General features: G+C 57.6%; 16 protein-coding genes. 3 read left to right on the top strand and 13 right to left on the bottom strand.

Going from position 1 to position 14,322, the window contains the following annotated elements; translation table 11 throughout:
• Positions 1–40: 40 nt before the first annotated feature.
• From ald to BLO51_RS00405, 5 genes are all read right to left on the bottom strand, one after another.
• Complete coding sequence (ald, locus tag BLO51_RS00425) at positions 41–1,165, bottom strand: alanine dehydrogenase (protein WP_090665664.1); 1,125 nt, start codon at positions 1,163–1,165, stop codon at positions 41–43.
• Positions 1,166–1,298: 133 nt separating this feature from the next.
• Complete coding sequence (gene fur, locus BLO51_RS00420; RefSeq protein WP_036680872.1) at positions 1,299–1,748, bottom strand: ferric iron uptake transcriptional regulator; 450 nt, start codon at positions 1,746–1,748, stop codon at positions 1,299–1,301.
• Between the two features lie 105 nt (positions 1,749–1,853).
• Positions 1,854–2,501 carry a stage II sporulation protein M gene (gene spoIIM / locus BLO51_RS00415; RefSeq protein WP_090665662.1) on the bottom strand — a complete coding sequence of 216 codons (648 nt, stop codon included), beginning with the start codon at positions 2,499–2,501 and terminating at the stop codon, positions 1,854–1,856.
• Between the two features lie 77 nt (positions 2,502–2,578).
• On the bottom strand, positions 2,579–3,769 hold the full coding sequence (locus BLO51_RS00410; protein ID WP_090665660.1) for an endonuclease Q family protein: 1,191 nt from the start codon (positions 3,767–3,769) through the stop codon (positions 2,579–2,581).
• A complete protein-coding gene (locus BLO51_RS00405; RefSeq protein WP_025846519.1) occupies positions 3,766–4,335 on the bottom strand; it encodes an NUDIX hydrolase in 570 nt (189 codons plus the stop codon). Before BLO51_RS00405 ends, BLO51_RS00410 begins: the two co-directional genes overlap by 4 nt.
• Before the next feature lie 157 nt (positions 4,336–4,492).
• On the opposite strand from BLO51_RS00405, the gene mciZ reads away from it, so the two are divergent.
• On the top strand, positions 4,493–4,750 hold the full coding sequence (gene mciZ / locus BLO51_RS00400) for a Z-ring formation inhibitor MciZ (RefSeq protein WP_090665658.1): 258 nt from the start codon (positions 4,493–4,495) through the stop codon (positions 4,748–4,750).
• Here the strand turns inward: mciZ and BLO51_RS00395 are convergent.
• Positions 4,638–5,846, bottom strand: a complete 1,209-nt coding sequence (locus BLO51_RS00395) for a DUF3866 family protein (RefSeq protein WP_090665656.1) — start codon at positions 5,844–5,846, stop codon at positions 4,638–4,640. The two genes, mciZ and BLO51_RS00395, sit on opposite strands and share 113 nt — an antisense overlap.
• A gap of 108 nt (positions 5,847–5,954) precedes the next feature.
• Positions 5,955–7,088: a M20/M25/M40 family metallo-hydrolase gene (locus BLO51_RS00390; protein ID WP_090665654.1), complete on the bottom strand. Its 1,134-nt coding sequence runs from the start codon at positions 7,086–7,088 to the stop codon at positions 5,955–5,957.
• A gap of 68 nt (positions 7,089–7,156) precedes the next feature.
• Here BLO51_RS00390 and prli42 point away from each other — a divergent pair, with 68 nt between their 5' ends.
• A complete protein-coding gene (gene prli42, locus BLO51_RS28985) occupies positions 7,157–7,252 on the top strand; it encodes a stressosome-associated protein Prli42 (RefSeq protein WP_167670063.1) in 96 nt (31 codons plus the stop codon).
• Between the two features lie 56 nt (positions 7,253–7,308).
• Here prli42 and BLO51_RS00385 read toward each other — a convergent pair whose 3' ends face one another.
• The 4 genes from BLO51_RS00385 to lpdA all read right to left on the bottom strand — a co-directional run bounded on the left by BLO51_RS00385 (position 7,309) and on the right by lpdA (position 12,268).
• Positions 7,309–8,691 (bottom strand): dihydrolipoamide acetyltransferase family protein, encoded by a 1,383-nt coding sequence (locus BLO51_RS00385; protein WP_090665652.1) that lies wholly within the window; start codon positions 8,689–8,691, stop codon positions 7,309–7,311.
• A 12-nt stretch (positions 8,692–8,703) separates the two neighbouring features.
• Positions 8,704–9,684: an alpha-ketoacid dehydrogenase subunit beta gene (locus tag BLO51_RS00380; RefSeq protein WP_090665649.1), complete on the bottom strand. Its 981-nt coding sequence runs from the start codon at positions 9,682–9,684 to the stop codon at positions 8,704–8,706.
• Between the two features lie 3 nt (positions 9,685–9,687).
• Positions 9,688–10,698 carry a thiamine pyrophosphate-dependent dehydrogenase E1 component subunit alpha gene (locus tag BLO51_RS00375; protein WP_090665647.1) on the bottom strand — a complete coding sequence of 337 codons (1,011 nt, stop codon included), beginning with the start codon at positions 10,696–10,698 and terminating at the stop codon, positions 9,688–9,690.
• A 148-nt stretch (positions 10,699–10,846) separates the two neighbouring features.
• Complete coding sequence (gene lpdA, locus BLO51_RS00370) at positions 10,847–12,268, bottom strand: dihydrolipoyl dehydrogenase (RefSeq protein WP_090665645.1); 1,422 nt, start codon at positions 12,266–12,268, stop codon at positions 10,847–10,849.
• 148 nt (positions 12,269–12,416) lie between these two features.
• Between lpdA and BLO51_RS00365 the strand changes: the two genes are divergently transcribed.
• The gene (locus BLO51_RS00365) at positions 12,417–12,677 is read left to right on the top strand and encodes a DUF2627 domain-containing protein (RefSeq protein ID WP_090665643.1); all 261 of its coding nucleotides are present in this window, start codon (positions 12,417–12,419) and stop codon (positions 12,675–12,677) included.
• A gap of 35 nt (positions 12,678–12,712) precedes the next feature.
• Here the strand turns inward: BLO51_RS00365 and BLO51_RS00360 are convergent, their stop codons facing one another.
• Both BLO51_RS00360 and BLO51_RS00355 read right to left on the bottom strand, forming a co-directional pair.
• Entirely contained in the window at positions 12,713–13,630 is a 918-nt protein-coding gene (locus tag BLO51_RS00360) for a hypothetical protein (RefSeq protein ID WP_167670062.1), read from the bottom strand.
• Positions 13,624–14,322, bottom strand: coding sequence for a glycosyltransferase family 2 protein (locus BLO51_RS00355; RefSeq protein ID WP_090665639.1), 699 nt, complete (start codon positions 14,320–14,322; stop codon positions 13,624–13,626). The genes BLO51_RS00360 and BLO51_RS00355 overlap by 7 nt, the downstream gene beginning before the upstream one ends.

Raw genomic sequence — 14,322 nt, 5'->3', positions numbered from 1 at the left:
CTCGGGTAATGAACGGGGACGAAATGGGCCGCCGCCTTTATCAGCTGATCGGCAGCAGCGAATCCAAGCCCGTATAAGGCAGGCCGAGGGATTCGGCTACCGCGGGATACGTGACGTGGCCCTGGTAGGTATTCACGCCGAGCTTCAGCGGCGGATTGCCGTAGAGCGCGCGGGTAACCCCTTTGCCGGCCAATTCGAGGGCGTAGCCGATGGTCACGTTCGTGAGCGCCAGCGTAGAGGTCCGCGGCACGGCTCCCGGCATGTTGGCGACCGCATAATGAAGGACGCCATGCTTCTCGTACGTCGGCGCGCTGTGCGTCGTCACGCGATCCACCGTCGCAATCGATCCGCCCTGATCGACGGCTACATCTACGATCACGGCCCCCGGCTTCATCTGCCGCACCATCTCCTCGCTGACGAGCTTCGGCGCTTTCGCTCCGGGAATAAGGACGGCCCCGATCAGCAGATCCGCCTTTTGTACCGCGTTGGCAATATTGTAAGGATTGGACATCAACGTACGGATGCGCCCGTGGAACACGTCGTCCAGATACCGGAGCCGTTCCGCGCTGCGTTCGATGACGACGACGTTGGCGCCGAGTCCGAGCGCCATTTTCGCGGCGTTGGTTCCGACGATGCCTCCGCCCAAAATGATCACGTCCGCCGGAGGCACGCCGGGTACGCCGCCGAGCAGAATGCCGCGTCCGCCGTAATTTTTCTCCAGAAATTGCGCGCCGACCTGAACGGACATCCGTCCGGCTACTTCGCTCATCGGAGTTAGCAACGGCAGCCCCCCGTTCGGCAGCTGAATTGTTTCGTACGCGATGGCGGTTACTTTATGCTGCACGAGCGCCTCGGTCAGCTTCGGCTCGGCTGCCAAATGGAGATAGGTAAACAAGGTCAGCTCTTCACGGAAATAACCGAATTCCGCAGGCAGCGGCTCCTTCACCTTCATAATCATTTCCGCCTTGCTCCAAACCTCAGCAGCCGAAGGAAGCAGCTCGGCGCCTTCCTTCGCATACTCGTCGTCGGAAAATCCGCTGCCCGCGCCGGCTCCTGCTTCCACAATAACGCTATGCCCGGCTTCTCTCAGGACCGCTGCGCCGCCGGGGGTTAAGGCGACGCGGTTTTCGTTGTTTTTGATTTCCTTCGGTATCCCGATGATCATCGTCCCATGCCTCCTGTACCTTTTTCAACCAAGTCGTATGTTATTGTATAGCGTTTGCCTTTTCGGTGCGAATATGTGGCAAAATGCAAAAAACCTTCATACTTGATCAAGCATCAAGCCGAAGGTTTTGTCTTTACGTTTTGTTCTTATCGCGGCAACGGTGGCAAATGCCCTGAAAATCGAGCCTGTGGTCGAGCACCTGAAACCGGTATTCCCGCTCCAGCCGTTCTTCCAGCGCGCCCAGCCAGTCTTCCATAATTTCGTCGACGGCGCCGCACTGCACGCAGATGAGGTGATGATGATGGTGATGAGAGCTGTCGTTGCGCAAGTCGTAGCGGGCCACGCCGTCGCCAAAGTTCATTTTCTCGAGAACGTGCAGCTCGCTGAGCAGTTCCAACGTACGATACACGGTGGCAAGGCCGATTTCGGGCGCTTTATCTTTGACGAGCATAAAAACGTCTTCCGCGCTCAGATGATCCTCTTCGTTCTCCAGCAAAACCCTGACGGTCGCTTCCCGTTGAGGCGTCAGCTTGTAGCCTTGCGATTGCAGCTGTTGTTTGATTTTATCGATGCGAGATTCCATGCTTCTCCCCCACAGGGTTTTGCACCGAAGCAAAACCTTTCTCGTAAGCTTAAGCTTTCTTCATGCTTACATTATAGGAGGAGGACTTAGGGAAAGTCAAACCTTTTAAGAGCCGGACATCGTTACCAGCATGGGCGTTACCCATTTCATCATGGCCGGAGAGACGTAAGCCTCGAATACCGCCACGCCGAGCAGCAGCGCCCCGGAAGCCAGAATGACGCCCGAAAATCGCATAAACGGTTCGTATAGAGCGCCTTTGCGGCTGATAAACCGGTTTTTGACCAGATAAATCGTGAAGGCCATCGCCGTGACGCTGCATACGAGCAGCAAAGGGATGACCACCAGATTCGGCGGCACGACCGAAACGAGTGCAAACAGCAGGCCTTTCCAAGATAAGGTGCTGACCAGATAGCCCACGGTGAAGCCGACCAGCACGCCCTTCAAAAAATCCAGAATAAGGATTAGCGGCAGGCCGATGACGGACAGGCCCAGCACCCAAATAATTAAAAACCATTTGATATGCATGGAAAACGAATCCTTGAACGAGCCCGTAACATCGCCTTCCAGACCGCCTTGATGGACGGACGCAAAAAAGCTGCCCAAATACCGGCTCAGCTCCTGTTTCTGCTCCAGCGACAGGGCGTTCACCATAACCGCACCAAAAACGACGCCTGTGACAAAGACGACGCCTACGAATAAATAGAACGACAAATGCTCCTTCATGTACTGTTCCAGCGTACGGTTCCGCATCATGCTGGCGCGCCCCCCTTGTCCGAATAGTACAGAATATGAGGGGGCGCACAGGTTTATGACTCTGTCCGTTTATCGCGTTATTGCTGCCGTGCGGACACTTTGCCGTATTTGCCGCCGCCGCCCGTATCGAGCCGCAGCGTGCCCGCGCGCGCTTCCATAATGTAACTGGCAATCGTTTCGCCCGCCGCATCCGCGAGCTCTTCGAATGATACGCGGTGCAGCAGGTTCATTTCGGAGCCGAACCGCTCGATGAGACGATTGAACGTTTTCGGCCCGAGGCCCGGAATGTACTCAAGCGGCACTTGGTAGCAATAAGGCGGACGATCCGGGGCGACCCAAGGCTCCGCTCGGTCCGCAAGGCTCAAAATGCGGTCCATGACGCCGCGGACAATCCGCGGGCTGCCGCAATACAAGCAGCGCTCCACGGCAGTCTGCTCCTGTTCGTCGAGAATCGAGCTGCAATCGCCGCAGTACGTGCGGTGGTATTTGCCGAGCCGTGGATTGAGTCCGTAATTGGCCAGCACACGGCGTCCGTCCTCCTGCGACAAAGCCTTCCGCAGCTCCTTGAACGTCGGCGCCTCAAGCGCCAGCTTATTGTATTCGCGTCCGATCTTCGGGAGCGAATGGGCATCGGAGTTGGTCAGAAACGTGTAACGGTCCAGCTCGCTGATATACCCGGCCATGACGGAATCGGCGCTGAGACCGAGCTCTACCGCCGCGATCCCGTCCAAATCGAGCAAATGCTCCATCCGCGTCGAGCAGCTTCCATAGACGCTTTTATGCGGGGTGAAAATATGCGCGGGAATCAGTATTCCTCCGCGCGCAATTATCTCTCGTTGAAGCTCCCGAGCTGTGACATAGATGCGCTGCGAGCTGAGCTGCACATTTTTCATATGCTTGCGCAGCCAATCCGTGAAGCTCTGCATGTCGCCAAGCTTAGGCAGATAAGCGAGCAAATGGGCGGTCCCCAAGCCGGGGTCTCGCACCTCAATCTCGCAGCCCAGCAGGACGGTCGTCCGATGGAAACGGATGCCTCCGCCTTCCAGCTCTTCCATCTCGCCTGTATCCAAATAATGCAGCATTTCCCGCTGCACGCCCGGCGAATGGCAGTCGATGATGCCGATCATGTCGATCCCTTTGCGCTCCGACGCTTCCCGCACGATGTTGTAGAACGTCAAGTTGTTCGCGGCGCTGATTTTGACCGCTTCGCCCGCTTCCGTTCGTCCGATGTGAATGTGCAGGTCGGCGTAGTAAGCGTTCGTGCTCATGTCGGGAACGAACCGGTAAGCTTGTACAGCTGCCAGGCATAAACGGCCATGATCGTCTTGGCGTCGCTGATCCGCTGCTCCCGGATATACGCTTGCGCCTGCTCCAGCGTAAGCTCTTCGATTTCGAGGAATTCGTCTTCGTCGGGGTTCGCTTGTCCCTTCACCAACTGCTCGGCGGCATACAGATGAAGAATTTCGTCGGCGAAGCCGGGCGATGTATAGAAAGAGCTGATATGGCGGATCGAGCCGGCGGTATAGCCGGTTTCCTCCTCCAGCTCGCGTTTGGCGGCATCCAGCGGATTCTCGCCGGCGTCCAGTTTCCCTGCCGGAATTTCCACCTGGCTTTTCTCCAGCGGCTTGCGGTATTGCTCGACAACAATCATTCGGTCATCCGGGGTAAGAGCCAGAACCGCGACTGCACCGGGATGCTTGACGATCTCGCGGGTTGCTTCCCCGCCGTTCGGCAGCTTTACGGTGTCCACTTGCAAAGAGATGATTTTGCCTTGAAAAATCGGCTGGGTGGAGACGGTCACTTCTTCGAATTTTTTATGCGTCTTATGCGGCATGGAAGATTCCTCTCTTCTCTTAACGGGTATGGTTAGAATAAGACCAAGGCCCATTATATCACATCCGGCGACTGCTGGCCGTCCGACTAAGGACATAATCGTGTCGTCTCCCGCATAAGGTGGACTATATAAACCTATCGAAGCAGGAGGGTACTCTATGAAAACGTATGTCAATGCAGGACAGCTTCGCTTGGTGGGCAAAGGCTGGGAAATCCGCAACTATTTGAAAATGGCGCTGGACCGCGTCCCGCCCGATGTGCCGCTTGCGACTTTTCTGGACGGGACGCGATCCGGCCAAGCAGCTATGACTTATCCGGGCCCCCGTTCCGAAGGAGCCGGTATGCCGTTCCTGCCGCCGTACAAATGGCCGAAAAAAACGCCGGATCGTCCTGCCAAGCTCGCCCCATGGTCGTAATTGGCCGTCCGTACGCTTCCAGCGCGGCGGCCATGTGCTCCAAGGGCGGCGGCGTCTCCCACCGCAGCCGGTGACGCCGGGCGAGCCCGCTCCGCCGGACCTGCTCGCGCAGCAGCGCGGCTTCCGCTTCGGCGGGCAGCAGCGGTAGCGGGACGCAGGCCGAAGCGAGCGCGGCTTGGCCTAGCGCCACCGCCGTATGGCGGCTCAGCCCGCGGTGCTGCGGCCGCGGATCGGCGAAGCTGATGCGGGCCATCGCCACGGGTGCGCCCCCGAGGGTATGCACCGCGCCCACAAGCTCGCCCGCCTCGATGCCGCTGAAGCCGTATGACGTGCCGGTGCCTACGATGCCGGGGCCCATGCAGACGACGGCCAGATCAGCTTCCAGCACATGCCTCGCGGCAAGGAGCGCCGTGTATTTGTTGACGGCTTCGACGTCGCCGCCGTAGGCATGGCCGTACGTGACCGCCCCGGCCAGCCAGCCAAGCTCTCGCAATCGCCGTACATGTCCACTGACCGCCAGAGGCAGGGCGCCCCCGTCGGTCATGACATAAGCGATGCGCGGTACCGACGCTCCCGCCTCGCGCACAAGCTCGCGGAGCCAGCAGACGGCGGCAGGCAGCATGCTGTGGAGCTCGCCGATGAGCACCGGCATCCCGCTCAGCGTACGTGATTCGGCAAAGAGAGCGTGATGCGGACTTGACGGCTCCTCAACCGAGAGCACGGCCCGCTGTAAAGACGTGTAGCGCAGCTTCATAATGTGCCCTTCCTGCGGCCCGGTGGGCCGGAGCCTATCTTGCGTCTCCGGCTCCTGCGGGTTTATACCTACTGGAACTTCCGGCCTGTCGACGCTCTCGTCCAACCTGCCAAGTTTTGCATGAACAAAATGCACGCCGCCTGTACCGAGCCCCAAACGAACGGCGGTCGTATTCAGCAGCACCTCGTCCCCTGGCCGAAGCGGCGTTCCTACGGCAAGATCGTGCAGCGCAGCCGCCGTTTCACCGTTTCCAAGCCGCACGCGGACCTCCTGCAAACTATGCGACGACAAAGGTTCCCCCACCGTTTCCGTAACGACAGCCGTTTCCCATTGGATCCTCATGCACCGTTTCCTCCCGCTCCCGCACAAAAAAAATCGCCGCTTACCCAAAAGAGATAAGCAGCGATTAAACAACCTGTATGCACTTATTTTATGCCGGAAGGTCAAGCATTATGCCTTGGCAACTTCATTGATGATCGAAACGACCACTTCGGCCGTTTTGACAAGGTCCGAGATCGCAATCCGTTCTTTCGTCGTGTGGATGTCCAGATAGCCGACAGCCAGATTCACGGTCGGTACGCCCATGCCGTTGAAATTATTGGCGTCGCTGCCGCCGCCGGAATGGAAGGTGCGCGGCGTGCAGCCGACCTTCGTCAGCGCGTTTATCGCAAGCTTTACGACCGGATCGGACTCGTCGTACATAAACGCCGGGTAGATCACTTCGCTTTTAAAGTCAAGCTTCGCGCCCATTTCCTCTGCCGCTTCCTCACACGCTTGACGCATTTTCTCAACCTGCTCGTACATTCTGGCCTGCTTGATACTGCGCGCCTCGCCTTCGAGTGTTACCCGCTCGACGACGATGTTCGTCGCGCCTTCCACGCCGCCTTCGAAGCGTCCGATGTTCGCGGTCGTTTCTTTGTCGATGCGTCCGAGCGGCATGCGCGAAATCGCTTTGCTCGCAACGGTAATCGCACTAACGCCCGCTTCGGGATTCACGCCCGCATGAGCCGAGCGGCCCCAGAACGTGATGTACACCTTCGCCTGCGTCGGACCGGCTACGGCGATATCCCCGATAGTGCCGTTGGAGTCCAGCGCGAAGCCGAGATCCGCATCGACCCATTTGGCCTCCATCGCCCGGGAGCCCATCAAGCCGGATTCCTCGCCCGCCGTAATAATAAACTGAATCTGCCCGTGCTCGATATTGTTCTCTTTCAGGACGCGAATCGTTTCGAACATAGCGGCAAGACCCGCTTTGTCGTCCGCCCCAAGAATCGTCGTTCCGTCGCTGCGGATATAACCGTCTTCGCCGATCTGCGGCTTGATACCTTTCCCCGGAGTAACCGTATCCATATGCGAAGTGAAGAACAGCTTCGGCAGCGGCTTCGAGGATGTCGCCGGCAGCGTGCAGATGAGATTACCCGAGCCGTGGCCGGTTTTTGCCGCGGAATCGTCCTCTTCCACCTTTAAGCCGAGCTCGGTGAATTTTGCCTTCAGCACGCGGCTGATTTCCTGCTCGTGCTTCGTTTCGCTGTCGATTTGAACCAACTCGATAAATTCGTCTACCAATCGCTTTTGTTGAATCATAGCTTTCCTCCATTAGGCCACTTGGGTTATTATAGGAATAGTATTCCCTTGATAAGGAGCTGAACTCGTTGCGAAATAAATTGATTTTCAAAATCGTCGTCTACACGATGATCATCTCGATGCTGTTGTCCACGCTGTTGTTTACGGTAAGCAATTTCTTCTAAGCTGGTCGGCGGGCGACAGGTTAGGGACAAGCCTCCCCGAGCTGCCGCCGACCTTTTTAGTACAGCTTCGTGTCCTGATTGTATGCTTCCAGGTTCTCTTTCACCCTCTGCAGGAAGCGTCCGCAGATGACCCCGTCCAAAATGCGGTGGTCCAAGGACAAGCACAGGTTGACCATCGAACGGACGGCAATCATGTCCTGGATGACGACCGGCTTTTTCACGATCGATTCGAAGGTCAATATGGCGGCTTGCGGGTAGTTGATGATCGGATACGACAAAATCGATCCGAACGAGCCCGTATTGTTCACGGTAAACGTACCGCCTTGCATATCGTTAAGCGTCAGCTTGCCGGCTCTTGCTTTCCGGGTTAACGTATCGATCTCCCGGGCGAGGCCGGCAATATTCATTTGGTCGGCCTTTTGGATGACCGGAGTGACGACGAAGTCCTCGGTTCCTACAGCCAACGCAATGTTGATATCCCGCTTGACGATAATTTTATCAACCGCCCAGACCGAGTTCATGATCGGATAATCCTTGATCGCGCCGACGACCGCTTTGAGCAGGAAGGCCAAGTAGGTGATGTTGATCCCTTCCTGTTTCATGAATTCGCCCTTCACTTTGTTCCGCAGCAGCACAAGGTTCGTCACGTCCACCTCGATCATCGTCCAGGCATGCGGAATTTCCGTCACGCTCTGACGCATACGGCTCGCAATCGTATTGCGGATCGGCGTCACGTCGATCAAATACTCACCGCGGCCATCAAGGTGCTGACCCTCCACCTCAATTTTCGGCAGCGGCGGATTTTCCGACAAATGGATGCCGGTCGAACGAACCGGCACCTTCGGCGGCACCGGGAGGAATACGCCGGCGGTTGCAGCTTCCGCAGCGGCTTCCGCGTTGACGGCGGCCACCGTTTTTCCCGCTTCGACCGAAGCAGGCTTGCCGCTTGCCACATAAGCTTCCACATCTTTGCGCGTAATACGGCCACCAAGGCCTGTTCCCTTCACTTCCGACAGCGCGATCCCATGTTCTGCGGCAAGCTTGAGCACCGCAGGCGAATAACGGCCGCTCATACCTGCTTCACCGCCGGCAGCTTGAGCTTCGCGACGGGCTTGTCCGCCTTGAACGCGCTGTGGCTGAGAAGCGGCTTCTGCGGCTTCCGCTGCGCCGCCGCCTGCCTGATGCGGCTCCTCGATCAAACAAATTTCTTCTCCGACCGCCGCCGTATATCCTTCTTCCGCCAGCAGCTTGACCAGCCGGCCTTCGATCGGCGACGGCATCTCCACCGTCACCTTGTCCGTGATCAGCTCGCACAGCGCGTCGTACTGTTCGATATAATCGCCCGGCTGCTTAAGCCATTTGCCGATCGTCGCCGATACCAAACTCTCGGCCAGATGAGGAACCTTGACGCCGGTTCCTTTCGTCGCTTGATCGTTCATGTAACGGTCCTCCTAGAACAAAGCCAGCTTACGCATGGCTTCCATGATCTTATCCGTATTGAGAAGGAAAAACTTCTCCATCGGCGGGTTCATTCCGACGGCCGGAACGTCCGGCGCGCAGAGCCGCATAATCGGCGCGTCCAGCTCGAACAGCAACTCCTCGGCGATGATCGCGGACACTTCCGCTCCGACGCCTCCGGTCTTGTTATCCTCGTGGATGATCAGCACTTTGCCGGTTTTGGCTGCCGCTTTGAGAATCGCCTCCGTATCCAAAGGCTGCAGCGTTCTCAGATCGAGCACATGAGCCTGAATGCCTTCTTTGGCCAGCTCTTCCGCCGCACGCAGCGCATATTGCACGGTGATGCCGTACGAGATGACGGTGATGTCCGAGCCTTCCCGCTTCACGGCCGCTTCGCCGATCGGCACGATGTAATCTTCCTCGGGCACCTCGCCCGTAACAGACAAATAGCATTTCTTATGCTCGAAGTACAGCACCGGGTCCGGATTGCGGATCGCGGCCTTCAGCAGCCCTTTCGCATCATACGGGTCCGAAGGGGCGACGATGACAAGCCCCGGCGTGCCGAAAAAGACGGATTCCGGACATTGGGAATGATACAGCGCGCCGCCACCGGTCGCCCCATACGGAGCGCGAATCACGATGGGACAGCTCCAGTCATTGTTCGAACGGTACCGGATGAGGGCCGCCTCGCTAAGGATCTGGTTCGTCGCCGGAAAAATAAAGTCCGCATACTGCATCTCCGCCACCGGCTTCATCCCGTACATGGCGGCGCCGATCGCTACGCCCGCAATTGCCGATTCGGCGAGCGGCGTATCCATGATCCGCTCTTCCCCGAACTGCTCCTTCAGCCCTTTCGTCGCATTCATGACGCCGCCCTTGCCGACGTCCTCGCCCAGGACGAACACGTTCTCGTCCCGCTCCAGCTCTTCCTTCATTGCCGTGCGAATCGCTTCTAAATACGTAATGACCGCCACGAATTAGCCCTCCCTCTGTTCCGCGTACACATGCTTGAGCGTATCTTCCGGCTTCGAAAAAGGCGCATCGTCCGCGTAATTCGTCGCTTCGACCAATTCCTGCTTGATGGCCGCCGCAAGCTCCGCGTCCTGCGTTTCGCTCCAGAGGCCGCAGTCGATCAGATACTGCTTAAATCTAGGCAAGCCATCCTTCGCACGGTTTTCTTCGACTTCCTCCGGGGTGCGGTAGAGCAAATCATTGTCGGACGTCGAATGCGGAGGAATCCGGTACATGACCGCTTCGATCAAGGTCGGACCTTCGCCACGCAGGGCACGCTCGCGCGCTTCCTTCACGACGCGGTACACTTCAAGCACATCCCGGCCGTCCACCTTAACGCCCGGGAAGCCGTAGCCGTGGGCACGCTCGGCGATGCTGCCGCCTACCTGCTTGTGCAGCGGGATGGAGATCGCGTACTGGTTATTTTCGCACATGAAAATGACCGGCAGCTTGTGAACGCCCGCAAAGTTACAGCCTTCATGAAAATCGCCTTGATTGCTCGATCCATCGCCGAAGGTCGTGAACGCCACGAAGTTTTTCCGTTTCATCTTGGCTGCCAGCGCAAATCCGACCGCGTGAGGCACTTGGGTCGTTACCGGGGAAGAGCCGGTCACGATATTCAGCTTTTTATGGCTGAAATGGCCCGGCATTTGACGACCGCCGCTGTTCGGGTCCTCCGCCTTGGCGAAGACGGACAGCATCAATTCTTTTAACGTCATGCCGACCGAAAGCACGAAGCCGTAATCCCGGTAATACGGTAAAAAGTAGTCCTCCCCGCGCGAAAGCGCGAAGGCCGCAGCCACTTGCGCCGTTTCCTGGCCGATTCCGGACACGTGGAACGCAATTTTGCCCGAACGCTGCAGCAGGAAGCACCGCTCGTCAAACATGCGGGCTTTCAGCATGTATGTATACATCTCCAGAGCCTGACCGTCCGTCAATCCGAGCTGCCGGTGTTTTGTTATTTGACCGATGGACATGGAGTATAGACGCCTCCTTTTAGAAAAGCAAGAGAATATTTAATACCTGGTGCTAATACCAGACACTATAACTATATTATAAACCGTTTGGTTTATGAATACAATTTTATTCGATAAAGAGGCGCTCTCCCGGCCTTACGGCAGCAATCTACATATTGATGGACCGCCCGTCCACAGCCAGCATTGCCTCGCCCAGCAGCTCGGAGAGGGTCGGATGCGGATGAATCGTCTGCCCGATTTCCCATGGGGTCGCATCCAGCAGCTGAGCAAGCGCCGCTTCGGAGATATAATCGGTCACGTGCGGTCCGATCATATGGACGCCGAGCAAATCGTTCGTTTCTTTATCAGCTACGACTTTGATAAAACCGTCGGTCTCCCCGAGCACGATCGCTTTCCCGAGCGCCCGGAAATGAACCTTAGACACCTTAACGTCGCGTCCCCGTTCCTTGGCTTCCCGTTCCGTCCAGCCGATGCTTGCCGTCTCCGGACGGGAATATACGCACCGCGGCACCCGATGCGGCTCCACCTTATGCGGCTGCAGGCCCCAGGCATGCTCCGCCGCAGTCAATCCTTCGTGGGCGGCGGCGTGCGCGAGCTGAAGTCCGCCGATGCAGTCCCCGATCGCATAAATGTGCAGCTCGGCCGTCTGCATCGAATCGTTGACGCGAACGAAGCCGCCTTCAACCTTTACATCGGTATTTTCCAAGCCGATGCCTTCGACGTTCGCTTGACGCCCTACGCAAACAAGTGCGATTTCGGCCGATAGTTCGGCTTGTTCCTCGCGATGTTCCACATTCAGCGTCACGCCTCCCTCATGCTTGCGGACGGATTCCGTGAGCACCTTGGTGCCTGTACGCACGCTAACCCCGCGTTTTTTCAGCAGCCGTTCCAGTTCGCGCGATACGTCTTCATCCTCGCTCGGAAGCAATCTGGGCGCAAATTCCACGACGGTCACCTGCACGCCAAAATCGCTAAGCAGCGAAGCCCATTCGACGCCGATGACGCCGCCGCCGATAATGACCGCCGAAGCCGGCAGCTTCTCCAGACGAAGCGCCTCGTCGCTGTTCAGGATCGTCTCGCCGTCAGTCTCCAGACCCGGCAGGCTTCTCGGACGGGAGCCCGTCGCGATAACCACCTTCTCCGGCAGCAGCGTCAAGATCTCGTCCTCACCTTGATCGACGGATACCGTACCGCTCCGCGGCGAAAAGATGGAAGGACCGATTAATCTGCCCTTCCCCTGGAATACGGTAATTTTGTTTTTTTTCATCAAAAATTGCAGCCCGCTGTATAGTTGCTCGACTACCGCGTCTTTGCGGCTTGCGACTTTAGAGTAATCTAGGGTGACCGCCTCGGCTCCGACGCCGAATTTGTCGCTGTCTTTCATGAGGGCGAATATTTCCGCGCTTCGCAGCAGCGCCTTGCTTGGAATACAGCCGCGGTGTAGACATGTTCCGCCGAGCTTGTCCTGCTCGACGATGGCCACGCTTTTTCCAAGCTGAACGGCCCGAATGGCCGCCGTATAACCGCCGATGCCCCCGCCAAGAACAACCATATCAAAAGTATGCGACATCTATGATTCCTCCTTCTACTTAAGATTCTCTTATTGTAACTCTATTGTGCGGCAGAAATATAGTCCAAATTGTGAAATGACATGAATTCTTGATAAATTTATGATAACGTAGAAAGTAATGATTTTGAAGCCATAGAAGGAGCCAAGCATGAAGGCTGTTATTTCTCGTTTCATCGCGATGCTGCTGCTGGTCGTTCCCGGACTCATGGCAACTTACGGATTTTTGGCCATGAAGGACGCCTGGTTCGCCCAATTCGATCCGGCGATCGGCTTCCTCTGGTGGAAGTTCGCGCTCGGATTGCTGCTATTTGCCGCAGGAGTCGCTTTTATCGGGGGATGGATTTTTTTCCGGGACCGCAAACGCAATTATGTCGCGCCGCGCTTTCGCAAGAAACGCAAAAAGGGATAGGTCAGCAATGCGCCTGTCCCTTTTTTTGTCGTTGCTCAGCTTCGTCCGCAGCCGACTTGGTCCAGCCAGCGGAGCAGCGCGTGACGCTCGATGATGACGCTGAGCGACCGCCGCCAGGTGATCACGTGCAGTCCGGCAAGCAAGGCTAATGCGGCAGCCTGCACCGAAACGGGGGTCAGCAGCGAGAACCCGACGCCGAGCGTAAACCCCAGTATATTGGCTCCGGTATCGCCCAGCATGGCCTTCCCGCGCAGGTCCGCGCCTGCGAGCATCCCCGCCCCAATCGTTAGCGGAACCAACAGGCGCCATACATTCCAACCGGCTTCCGTTCCGCCCTCCTTCCAAGAAGCAAGCCATACGAGCAGAAGCAGAGAAACAAAAAAGCCCTTTAAGGCCCGTCCCGGCCGAACGTCAAGCAGATTCACCGCATTGGTGGCAAGCAGAATAAGAAGCAGCTTGAAGGGCAAAAACCACAGCGTACGGCTATCCGCCGTGAAAGTCGTCCCGGTCCCGCTGCGAAGCGTCTCCGTTACCGGCAACAGGATAAGTATTCCGGCCACTAACGTCGTCCCCGCTTTGATGAACCCGGTTGTTATCCTCCGCCGCTCGATTAAAGCCTTCCAATGATTGCGGAGCCCTTTGACCTCCCGCTCCCCAAGCAGATCGTCAAGCAGCCCCGCAAAACCGACCATCGTGACCGCCAGCATCCATCGGTCTGTTTCAGGCCAAGAGGAAGGCAGTATGCACACCCCATACAGATACCATAGCAAAAGCAGCATCCATAGAAGCACGCCTCCGGCCGTCGGAACAAGAAGTCCCCGGTAGTTCGTTTCCGAGAGTCCGTGCTCCTGCAAAAAACGAATCGTTCCCGGCAGCAGAACGGCTCCTGCAGCGATCAGCAAGCCCGACGGAACCGCCCATTCCCAGAGCCAACCGGCGGTCACAGTTAGCATGCCGGTTTCCGCCAGCACTGCCACAAGGTAAGTCCGACCTCGCAGAGCTGCTTGCCGCGATGAATCCATCCCTGCCAGGTCCGCCCAGTCTCCCGGTGCCGGAAAGGAACCTCCAGTTCGACGATTCGAAAGCCGAGCCTGACGGCATCGACCATCATGCCGACCTCGGCGCCGAAGCCTTGGTATTTCCTTTCGCAGCACCGCAGCACTTCGCTTCGCATCGCGCGTTGCCCGGATAACGGAGCCCCCGAGTCGTAGCCGCTAAGCAGACGAACGCCGCGGCCGGCCAAGCCTCTGACCAGCCCAAAGCCTCCCGGGATGCTTGCCGGCGGAAGCTTCGCCACGGTCAAATCCGCTTCCCCCCGCAGCACAGGCTCTAGAAGCAGAGGGAACTTTTCGGCGGTGCTGCCGAGATCAGCGTCCAGAAACACGACAATCTCTCCGGACGCCGCTTGCCAGCCCGCGAACATCGCCGCTCCTTTGCCCGAATTCACAGGAAAACGCAAGACGACGTCAGCCCACGCGCAGGCAACGTCTCCCGTACCGTCGCGGCTTCCGTCATCCACCACGATGAGCTGCATATCGAATGAAAATTCCGCTGACGCCTGCGCCTTCGAGACCGCTTCCAGCGTCGAAGCCAGCAGCCGGGACTCGTTCCACGCCGGAATAATGACGGATATAAGCGGAACCAT

Source organism: Paenibacillus tianmuensis (assembly GCF_900100345.1).
Lineage (GTDB): Bacteria > Bacillota > Bacilli > Paenibacillales > NBRC-103111 > Paenibacillus_G > Paenibacillus_G tianmuensis.
The sequence above is the reverse complement of the archived record's forward strand: the minus strand, read 5'-3'. Positions and strand labels throughout refer to the sequence as shown.

What these genes read in the sequence shown, in the direction of transcription:
- mciZ (WP_090665658.1), top strand. Translation starts at nt 4,493, where the DNA reads ATGAAAACGTATGTCAATGCAGGACAGCTTCGCTTGGTGGGCAAAGGC.
- BLO51_RS00360 (WP_167670062.1), bottom strand. Translation starts at nt 13,630, where the DNA reads ATGCTAACTGTGACCGCCGGTTGGCTCTGGGAATGGGCGGTTCCGTCG.
- BLO51_RS00365 (WP_090665643.1), top strand. Translation starts at nt 12,417, where the DNA reads ATGAAGGCTGTTATTTCTCGTTTCATCGCGATGCTGCTGCTGGTCGTT.
- ald (WP_090665664.1), bottom strand. Translation starts at nt 1,165, where the DNA reads ATGATCATCGGGATACCGAAGGAAATCAAAAACAACGAAAACCGCGTC.
- lpdA (WP_090665645.1), bottom strand. Translation starts at nt 12,268, where the DNA reads ATGTCGCATACTTTTGATATGGTTGTTCTTGGCGGGGGCATCGGCGGT.
- BLO51_RS00375 (WP_090665647.1), bottom strand. Translation starts at nt 10,698, where the DNA reads ATGTCCATCGGTCAAATAACAAAACACCGGCAGCTCGGATTGACGGAC.
- BLO51_RS00390 (WP_090665654.1), bottom strand. Translation starts at nt 7,088, where the DNA reads ATGATTCAACAAAAGCGATTGGTAGACGAATTTATCGAGTTGGTTCAA.
- BLO51_RS00405 (WP_025846519.1), bottom strand. Translation starts at nt 4,335, where the DNA reads ATGCCGCATAAGACGCATAAAAAATTCGAAGAAGTGACCGTCTCCACC.
- BLO51_RS00410 (WP_090665660.1), bottom strand. Translation starts at nt 3,769, where the DNA reads ATGAGCACGAACGCTTACTACGCCGACCTGCACATTCACATCGGACGA.
- BLO51_RS00385 (WP_090665652.1), bottom strand. Translation starts at nt 8,691, where the DNA reads ATGAACGATCAAGCGACGAAAGGAACCGGCGTCAAGGTTCCTCATCTG.
- BLO51_RS00355 (WP_090665639.1), bottom strand. Translation starts at nt 14,322, where the DNA reads ATGGTTCCGCTTATATCCGTCATTATTCCGGCGTGGAACGAGTCCCGG.
- BLO51_RS00395 (WP_090665656.1), bottom strand. Translation starts at nt 5,846, where the DNA reads ATGAGGATCCAATGGGAAACGGCTGTCGTTACGGAAACGGTGGGGGAA.
- fur (WP_036680872.1), bottom strand. Translation starts at nt 1,748, where the DNA reads ATGGAATCTCGCATCGATAAAATCAAACAACAGCTGCAATCGCAAGGC.
- spoIIM (WP_090665662.1), bottom strand. Translation starts at nt 2,501, where the DNA reads ATGATGCGGAACCGTACGCTGGAACAGTACATGAAGGAGCATTTGTCG.